The sequence below is a fragment of the Bradyrhizobium sp. genome, assembly GCF_049581145.1.
In the GTDB taxonomy this organism is placed as follows: domain Bacteria; phylum Pseudomonadota; class Alphaproteobacteria; order Rhizobiales; family Xanthobacteraceae; genus Bradyrhizobium.
The window spans coordinates 1-8,848 of sequence record NZ_JBAURI010000363.1 but is presented as its reverse complement, the minus strand read 5'-3'; the positions used below and the strand labels follow the sequence as shown (position 1 = coordinate 8,848).

At 63.0% G+C, this 8,848-nt stretch carries 5 protein-coding genes and 3 pseudogenes; 7 read left to right on the top strand and 1 reads right to left on the bottom strand.

The window, feature by feature from the left end; translation table 11 throughout:
• Positions 1–265, bottom strand: a 265-nt coding sequence (locus WCB02_RS11825; protein WP_423958363.1) for a hypothetical protein, incomplete at its 3' end; no start/stop codon positions are given.
• Between the two features lie 488 nt (positions 266–753).
• On the opposite strand from WCB02_RS11825, the pseudogene WCB02_RS11820 reads away from it, so the two are divergent.
• From WCB02_RS11820 to WCB02_RS11790, 7 genes and pseudogenes are all read left to right on the top strand, one after another.
• Positions 754–2,743, top strand: a pseudogene (locus WCB02_RS11820) (ParB/RepB/Spo0J family partition protein).
• 786 nt (positions 2,744–3,529) lie between these two features.
• On the top strand, positions 3,530–3,841 hold the full coding sequence (locus WCB02_RS11815) for a DUF736 domain-containing protein (RefSeq protein ID WP_423958362.1): 312 nt from the start codon (positions 3,530–3,532) through the stop codon (positions 3,839–3,841).
• 380 nt (positions 3,842–4,221) lie between these two features.
• Positions 4,222–5,010 (top strand): annotated as a pseudogene (locus tag WCB02_RS11810) (DUF932 domain-containing protein); the annotation flags it as partial.
• Between the two features lie 149 nt (positions 5,011–5,159).
• Positions 5,160–6,404: a tyrosine-type recombinase/integrase gene (locus WCB02_RS11805; RefSeq protein WP_423958360.1), complete on the top strand. Its 1,245-nt coding sequence runs from the start codon at positions 5,160–5,162 to the stop codon at positions 6,402–6,404.
• On the top strand, positions 6,401–7,342 hold the full coding sequence (locus WCB02_RS11800; protein WP_423958358.1) for a tyrosine-type recombinase/integrase: 942 nt from the start codon (positions 6,401–6,403) through the stop codon (positions 7,340–7,342). Before WCB02_RS11805 ends, WCB02_RS11800 begins: the two co-directional genes overlap by 4 nt.
• Positions 7,339–8,337, top strand: a complete 999-nt coding sequence (locus WCB02_RS11795) for a site-specific integrase (protein ID WP_423958357.1) — start codon at positions 7,339–7,341, stop codon at positions 8,335–8,337. Before WCB02_RS11800 ends, WCB02_RS11795 begins: the two co-directional genes overlap by 4 nt.
• 81 nt (positions 8,338–8,418) lie before the next feature.
• A pseudogene (locus WCB02_RS11790) lies at positions 8,419–8,825 on the top strand (DUF932 domain-containing protein); the annotation flags it as partial.
• Positions 8,826–8,848: the final 23 nt, after the last annotated feature.

Genomic DNA, 8,848 nt, shown 5'->3' with positions numbered 1-8,848 from the left:
TTATGGTGCCTTGCCGTGATCCCGAACGGCCCCGACATTCAGATGCTTTGGAGAGGTTTCGCTTTGCGTCCGGGTTGCGACCCGGAGGCGGCGATTTCTCAGTCGCTGATACGACTACTTCTTTTTCTTTGAGGTCTTCTTTGCCACCTTCTTGGTAGCTGTCTTCGCGGTCTTTTTTGCCTTCTTTGCTTTCTTGGCCATGTCGTCCTCTATAAAGATCTCGCTCAGTGAACATGCGCACGTCGTGCATCGACATGCGCAACATTGAGACAGTATCATAAAATCATAAATGCAAAATTGATAGCAGTACGTCGCGAAGCTGGTCTTGAGTCGCTCGCCGGGGGCAGTCGGTCCCGCGTCCCGCCTGCGGGGGCGCTATGCTGACGCTCCTGCGGCTGCCCTTTAACCGGTCTCGCGACCCGCGAGTGGTCTCCGCTGGCGCTCCACCCATACGCTTTATCCTTGTGATGTATTATGGGGCTCCGCCCCTCGCGCGCGCCAGGGTGAAGCGCCGGCCAATGCCGGCGCCGACTTGGGCCGTCTCCCCGGTCTTCCGTGCTTTTTCATGTTTTCCGATCTTCGAATGATCTGGCACGCGCTTGTGCAGACCCGCTCGTGCCTCGCGGCCCACGAGGGGCGGGTGATCCCCCTCGGCCCGAGTCGCCCTGGCACTTTCTACCCCCGGTCTCGCCGACGGGCAGGGGTGCAGGCGCGAGGTGCGCTCTGCACCCAAGCCCTAAAAGGAGATCAGTCATGTCGGCAAAATCCGTTGAAGCCGTTGTCGAGAGCGGGAAGGAGATTTTCATTCCGCTCAACAAGCTCAAGAAGTCGCCGAAGAATGCCCGCAAGACGCCGCACAGCGAGGCGTCTATCGAGGCCTATGCGGCCAGCATCGCCGCGAAGGGCATCCTGCAAATCTGGTCGTGGAGCCGGAGCTGGATGCGGAGGGCGCGGCCACCGGGTTCTATTTCGTCACCATCGGCGAGGGCAGGCGGCTCGCCCAGCTGCTGCGGGTGAAGCGAAAGGAAATCAAGAAGACCGAGCCGATCCGCTGCATCGTCCACACCACAAACGATCCGCACGAGATCAGCCTGGATGAGAACGTCACCCGGGAAAACATGCATCCCGCCGACCAGTTCGAGGCGTTTGCGGCCCGGTTCGGCGTCACGGCGCATGTGGTGCGGCAGCGCCTGCGCTTGGGCTCGGTCTCGCCCAAGCTGATGCAGGTCTATCGCGATGGCGGTCTGACCCTTGGTCAGTTGATGGCGTTTGCCCTCTCCGAGGATCACGCCCGGCAGGAAGCGGTCTATGGGCGGCTGGCCCATAACCGGGACGCCAGTACTATTCGCCGTTTGCTGACCGAGACCCATGTGGTGGCCACGGACCGGCGCGCGGTATTCGTTGGTGTGGAGGCCTACACCGAGGCGGGTGGCACGATCCTGCGCGACCTCTTCACCGAGGATCGCGGCGGCTATTTCGAGGATGTGGCGCTGCTTAACCGGTTGGTGACAGCAAAGCTCGGCCGCGAAGCCGATGCGTTGCGGGAGGGGGAGGGCTGGAAATGGACCGAAGTCCATCTCGATTTCCCCCACGCCCACGGCATGCGGCGGACCTACCGCATCTGGTGGAGCTTTCGGCCGAAGATCAAGCGGCCCTTGAGACAGCAAAGTCCGAAGTCGACCGTCTCGGGGAATGGCTGCAGACGGCGGACGAACTCCCCGACCACGTGGACGCGCGGTTCTGCGAGCTTGAAGCTGACATCGAGCGGCTGGAAGCCAAACGAGGCGCCTATGATCCGGATGACATGGCGCGCGGCGGTGCCTTCGTGATTCTCAATCATGACGGCATGGTTCGGATCGAGCGCGGCTTCATCCGGCCCGGGGACGAGAAGCCCCGGCCCAAGGCCGGGCAAGCGGACGAGGCTGCGGTGGCCCGCGATACCGAGGGGGGAGACAGCGAGGGACTACCGGATGAGAACGGGGACGATGAGAGCGCCACCGACGAGGACGATGAGGACCGCCCGTTGTCGGATAGTCTTGTTCGTGACCTCACGGCGCATCGCACCTTGGGGCTGCGGCTCAATCTGAGTGAGCAGCCTGAGATCGCACTCGTTGCCGCCACGCACGCGCTTGCGGCGCAAGTCTTCTATCTCGGCGCGGACACGCACGTTGTCGGCATCCAGCCGATCAAGACGGACTTGGCAGCGCACGCGGACGGGATCGAGGACACTGCGGCCGGGAAGGCGTGGGCGGATCGCCACGCCAACTGGGCGAGGCAGATGCCCCAGGAAGTCATCGCTCTGTGGACCTTCGTGGCTGAACTTGATCACGACAGCCGCATGGCCCTGTTCGCCCATTGCGTTGCCCTGACGGTCAATGCGGTGAAGCTGCCGTGGGAGCGGAAGCCGCGCGCCCTGGCAACGGCGGACAAACTGGCGGAAGCCGTGGGACTCGACATGACCGGCTACTGGCCGCCGACGGTGCGGACTTATCTCGGCCGCATCACCAAGGCGCGTATTCTCAAAGCCGTTCGGGAAGCCATTGGCGATGAGGCTGCCGACCAGATGGCGAACATGAAGAAGCAGGCCATGGCGGAAGCCGCCGAGCAACTGCTGGCCGGAATCGGATGGCTGCCTGCGCCACTGCGGACGGCGCGAGCCGCCCATAAACCCACCGAGTCCCAGCAAGCGGATGCTGTAACGGAGCCAAAGGACATCGAGGCTTACTCCGTCGCCGCCGCGTAGATGGCAGGGCCGGGATCGCCGATGCGGTCTCGGCCCTTTCCTGGATCCATCGAAAATTTCGGCCGCGCGCCCTTCGGGCGCGCGGCATCGTCATGGCCCCACCTTATCCACGGATGCCTTTCAGCAAGGCCTGGAACGATCTCCACCTGAGGCAGCTGTAGAAAGCGGCTTCGCGACCAGCGCCTTTACGGACCCGCCATGACGGCGAGGCGCGCCGATCCCGTGGGATCATTTGGTGCCATCGTGGGATCAGATCAGCGCGAAACCGGCGCCCTCGCGTTTCACCGCCGAGTTTGTCGACACAGGCGTGGCGTCATGTCTGTCACCAAGGTTGGACCCATGCTCCCCTGGGGTCTTTTTGGCCCGTCCCACAGGGAGCGCCGCGAGGCGTAGGCATGCGCCGTCATTCGCCAGGTCGCACCGTCCTTGGTCTTGATGCGTGAGCGCAGGCCTTGCTGCGATCGGCGATGCCAGGTCGTTGGGTGTCGATGTTTGCGGTGGTCATGGTGGTCTCCATCAGTTCGTTCACGGGCGCCTACCCCCGCAACCTCGGATGGACGGATCGGGCCCGAGGGCCGGCAAGGGCCTCGATCGCCTTCCCGCAACGGCTTCCTCGGCTTTTTTCCCCTGCCGCGAAGGCGCGGCATTCCTCGCGGGGCAAAAAAGCCGTCTGCCGTCGTCCTCCACTTTGCTTCGGGCCTGACGGCTGCGGGCCGATCGCTCCCCGGGCCAAGGACCGCCATCGAGGTCGCGATGGTCGCGGCCCGACGACAGAGGAAGACCACCATGGCTACCATCGGCACCTTCACCGCTTCGGACAACGGCTACACCGGATCGATCAAGACGCTCACGCTCAACGTCAAGGCCAAGTTGGTCGCGACCGAGAAGGAGAACGACAAGGCGCCCGACTTTCGCATCATCGCGGGCGCCATCGAGTGTGGGGCAGCCTGGAGGAAGACCGCGCGGGAGAGCGATCGCGAATATCTCTCGGTCAAGCTCGACGACCCCTGCTTTCCGGCTCCGATCTACGCCTCGCTGGTGAAGAGCGAAGGGGACGACAGCTTCACGCTGATCTGGTCCCGCCGCGCCGCCGAATGATCCGACGGGATCGACGGCCACGCCTCTTCGGAGGCGGGGCTTTTTCCGCGCTGATCGCCGCGACGGCGCAGAGAGGGCAGGAGTGACCTTCGGTCTGCCTGTTCATGTGATGATCGCTATGGGCTCCGCCCTCGCGCGGGCAAGGGTAAAGCACGAAGCCGTGCCGGCCGGAGCGGTGTCCCCGGTCTTCCGCGCCTCTCATTTGATCTCATGACTCTTAGAGGGCGAGGCGCGTGCAGACGCGCGCGTTTCGCGCGCCCCTTTGGGCGGGTGATCCCCTCCGCCTCCGGCCGCCCTTGCCCTTGCTACCCCGGTCTCGCCGACGGGCAGGGTTGCAGCGCGGCGCTGCGCTTCAACCTCAGCCTTAAAGGAGAAACGACATGAACGTGATGACTTTGTCGCAAGGCCAACAGCCCGTTTTCGGCAGCTTTCGCGTGGATGTATCGCGCGGCCAGCGGATTGGCCGCGTCTCTCGGAGTGGTTTGCGCGACCGGATGACGAACGTTATCTGAACCTGCCGGAGCTTTATGAGGCGGTGCGCGGCCGCGCCGAACGCGCGCAGGCGCGGACGGTGGAAAGCCGGGCGATCCGGGTCGACGCGACCCGGGAGAACTCCGAGCGACTGGCTTTGATCGTCCCGGGACGTGACGAGCCCGTGGCGCCGACTCATTGGAGCTTTGGCCAGCTGTGCACGCTGGTCGGCGCACCGACCTCTTATTTGCGGCAACTCCCTGCAGCGTTGTCAGCCATCAACCTGCAACACGGCTTGCTCTCGCATCGCGCCGAGTTCGTCAAAACCCTGGAAGCCGACGACGGACGCGTTGAGCTTCGTGCTGTCACCGGGCCGGACTATGGGCGCATCTGGGACCACGAACTCGTTGCCGCCGTCATGAAGATCGCAGGCAATGGCACCGGCGACACAAGATGGAAGGTTCCGGGAGTGCTGGATTGGTCGACCATGACCCACAATCCTTTGTGGACGTCACCAAGGACACAACGACGCTTTATGCCAGCGACCGTGACGAGTTTTTGTTTCTGGTCGACGATACCAACCCGATCGAAGCGGACGGCTCCCGGTTGGATCATCAGACATGTATTTCCGGGGATTTTACTGCTGGAACAGCGAAGTCGGCAGCAAGACGCTTGGGATTGCGAGCTTCTATCTTCGCCTATGTCCTGCGGGCCATAGGCGGAGCTATGTCCGGTGCCAGACTATGTCCCGTAAACGCGGGGGCCGGTGCTTTTCCACACAGATGCCAAGACGCCACCGTCCATAGCAGACTCCTGTTCGGGCATTTCCGCCCGAGCAGGAGTTGGTATGAACAACCAGTCATATGATGAGGCGAGGCTATTGGCTGAGGAAGCCACGGGCCCGCTTGCGCCTTCTATTCGTCAACATTTCGCGCTCATGGTCGAGCAAGGCTATAGCGGGCACACAGCTTATTTAAAAACCTATCGCGCAGTAGATTTCGACCGCTGGCTTCAGACGGTGAACATCCCACTCACCGCGGTCGATGAACGGTGTGTAGCCCTTTATCATCAAGACCGAAGCGGACATCGCCTCCGGCCGTGGCGCAACGAGCTGGGCGTCATGCGGGGCCTGCTGGTTTATCTTCGAGCGAACGGGACGATCGCGCCGTTGGCAGTGGTCTCGACCTATCCTGCCGTCGATAGAACCATCGAAGGTCTCGTGCACCATCTGCGGCACAACCGTGGCCTGGCAGCAAGAACGATCGCCCAATACGGTGATGGCGCGCGAGATTTCTTGGTCGACCGGTTCGGCACCGCGACGGTCTGCCTCGCCAAGATCACCGCCACCGACGTGATCGAGCACATACGGCGACAGGCGGCGCGCAAGTCACCTCCAACACTCAAGTCGGTCGTGACGGCATTGCGATCCTTTCTGCGTTACGCCCAGTATCTCGGCGAAGCTGAGCCGGAGCTGGTTGCCGCTGTTCCAGCGGTCGCTCGCTGGGTAACAACACCGCCGATGCCCCGCGCGATCGCGCCAGCGCACGCGCGTCAGGTTATCGCGCATTGCAGCGGTGCGAGCCGAAGAGAGCTCCGCGACCGCGCGATCCTGCTGCTACTCGCGCGCCTAGGATTACGATCCGGCGACATCGTCTACATGAAGCTCGACGATCTTGACTGGGATAATGGCTGCCTGCGGGTACGCGGCAAGGGCCGGCGCGAGTGTTTCATGCCGATGCCGCCGGATGTGGGCGAAGCCATCGCCGCTTATCTGCGCGACGGCCGTCCTGCCACTGCCGAACGGCGTCTCTTTCTGCGGCTTAAAGCACCGTTTGTCGGTCTCAGCCGGAGTCATAGCACCAGCTCGGTCGTCAAGAACGCTCTGGCTCGCGCCGGGGTCGATACGCCGCGCAAGGGCGCCCACCAGTTTCGCCACGCACTGGCGGTCAAGATGATGGAACAGGGCGCGTCGCTTCCGGAGATTGGTGAGGTTCTGCGACACCGCAGTCCCCAGGCAACCGCCATCTATGCGCGCGTGGGGATCGATGCACTGCGAGACCTTGTCGTGGCATGGCCGGGAGAAGCCGCATGAACGCGCTGCATCTCGCTTTGGTAGATTACCTTCACCTGCGCCGCTCGCTAGGATTCAAGCTTCATGACGCCGGCCTGCAACTGCCCCGCTTCGTGGATTTCCTGAACGAACGCGGAGCAGACCATATTACCATCGCGCTGGCGCTGGAGTGGGCGCAACTGTCCGATACGGTGCAGCCCAACGAGCGGGCCAGGCGGCTCGGCTATGTCCGTATGTTCGCCCGCTATCTCGGCGCGCGCGATCTCCGCACCGAGATTCCCCCGGCGCGATTGCTGCCGTACCGATGCAAGCGCGCGAAGCCCTATTTGTATAGCGATGAAGAGGTGCAACGTCTTCTGGCGGCGGCGTTGGCGATGCCGGTCGCGCGCAAGACCGCGTGCCTACGGCCGTGGATGTACCATTGCCTGTTGGGATTGCTGGCCGTCACCGGCCTGCGCATTTCCGAGGCACTGGATTTACGGATCGACGATGTCGATCTCGATACTGGGCTGCTGACCGTCCGTGATGGCAAGCTAGGCCGATCTCGCCTTGTGCCGATCCATGCCTCGACCTGCGCGGTGCTGGTCGATTATCTCGAACGCCGCGCGAGCTTCTTCGATCGCCCCGTCTCGCCGTATGTGTTCGTGCCGAACCTCGGACGGCGGATCGATACGAGCGTGGTGCACCGGGCCTTCTACGCCTTGTCCCACCGTATCGGCCTCCGTGCTCAGTTCGGCGGCCATGGTCCGAGGCTGCATGATTTCCGGCATCGCTTCGCCACGCAGGTGCTGACGCGCTGGTATGAGCAAGGCCGCGATCCGGTTCGCGACATGCCGGTGCTTTCCACCTATCTCGGTCATGTGCGCGTGGAGGATACCTACTGGTATCTCAGCCTGTCGCCGGAACTGATGACGCAAGCCATGGCCCGGCTCGAACAGCGCTGGGGAGATGCGTCATGATCGCATGTCCGACCTTCGCCACGCTGCTGGAAGGCTTCTTTACCGAGCGTCTGGTGCGGCAGCGCCGCGCCAGCCCGCACACCATCGCTTCCTATCGCGATACGTTTCGGCTGTTATTGACGTTCACACGGCAGCGCCTGCACAAGGAGCCATCGCGACTTGCGCTCGACGATATCGATGCGCCGCTAGTGGCCGCATTTCTCGACGACCTGGAAGATCAACGTCGCGTCACGGCGCGCACCCGTAACCTCCGGCTGACCGCCATTCACAGCTTTTTCCGCTATGCCGCCTATGAAGCACCGACGCATGCCGGTCAGATTCAGCGCGTCCTTGCGATCCCCGCCAAGCGGTTCGACCGGGGACTGGTGCCGTTCCTCACCCGACCCGAGGTCGATGCATTGCTCTCGGCGCCGGACCAGCGCACCTGGTCGGGACGACGCGACCATGCGTTGATTCTTCTGGCGGTGCAGACCGGGCTGCGGCTGTCGGAGTTGACCGGCTTGCAGCGCGACGACGTGCATTTGGGTGTCGGCGCCCATGTTCGTGTCCTCGGTAAGGGGCGGAAGGAACGCTGCACACCGCTCAGCAAAAGCACCCGCGCGGTTCTGACGGCGTGGATGCGCGAGCCAGCGAAGGCGACCGGGCAACCCCTGTTTCCGAACGCCAGCGGCGGAAGGCTGAGCGCGCACGGCATGCACTACATCCTTGCCAAGCACGCCGCGACCGCGAGCAAGGCATGCCCGTCGCTCGCCGACAAGCGCGTTACTCCGCATGTGCTGCGACACACCACGGCGATGGACCTGTTGCATGAAGGCGTAGAGCAGTCGGTCATCGCCCTCTGGCTTGGGCATGAGTCGGTCGAGACCACCCAGATCTACATCGAGGCCAACCTCGCGATGAAGGAGAAGATCCTCGAAAATACCATACCGCCGACCGGCATGCCTGGCCGTTACAAGCCCGAGGACACGCTACTCGCGTTCCTCAAAGGATTGTAGGTTCCAGGACTATGTCCTGAACCATGGCGGCTTTGCCTGATACTGAAGCCGCGTCGGGACATAGTCCGGCACCGGACATAGCTCCGCGCCGTCTGCATGAACCGAAATCTCTGGGGCGTGGAGAATTTCGAGCAGATCACCATTCGACATTCCAAGTTGCCGCGCAACGGTTCGCCCACGAGGTGGCACCGGCGCTGACGAGCTTTGCCGATTCCTCACCCGCGCCATTCGTCGCCGGCATCACTGCCGCCCGGCAGCGGATCGTCGCCCGCACCGACGAAGATCGTAAGAGTTTTCTGCGCAAAAACGGGTTCTCCAAATCCGAGACATCGAAAGTCATTGAAGCCGTTCTGGGCGAGGAAAATCGCAAGCCGGAGAGCATTTTTGATTTCGTGCAGGGCATCACCGCGGTTGCCCGCGGCAAGGCCCATCAGGACGCGCGCCTTGAGCTCGAGGGCAGGGCAAAGCGATTGCTGGAACGCGCCTGAAAATAAGCCGCGCAACCGGGAGC

What these genes read in the sequence shown, in the direction of transcription:
- WCB02_RS11815 (WP_423958362.1), top strand. Translation starts at nt 3,530, where the DNA reads ATGGCTACCATCGGCACCTTCACCGCTTCGGACAACGGCTACACCGGA.
- WCB02_RS11805 (WP_423958360.1), top strand. Translation starts at nt 5,160, where the DNA reads ATGAACAACCAGTCATATGATGAGGCGAGGCTATTGGCTGAGGAAGCC.
- WCB02_RS11800 (WP_423958358.1), top strand. Translation starts at nt 6,401, where the DNA reads ATGAACGCGCTGCATCTCGCTTTGGTAGATTACCTTCACCTGCGCCGC.
- WCB02_RS11795 (WP_423958357.1), top strand. Translation starts at nt 7,339, where the DNA reads ATGATCGCATGTCCGACCTTCGCCACGCTGCTGGAAGGCTTCTTTACC.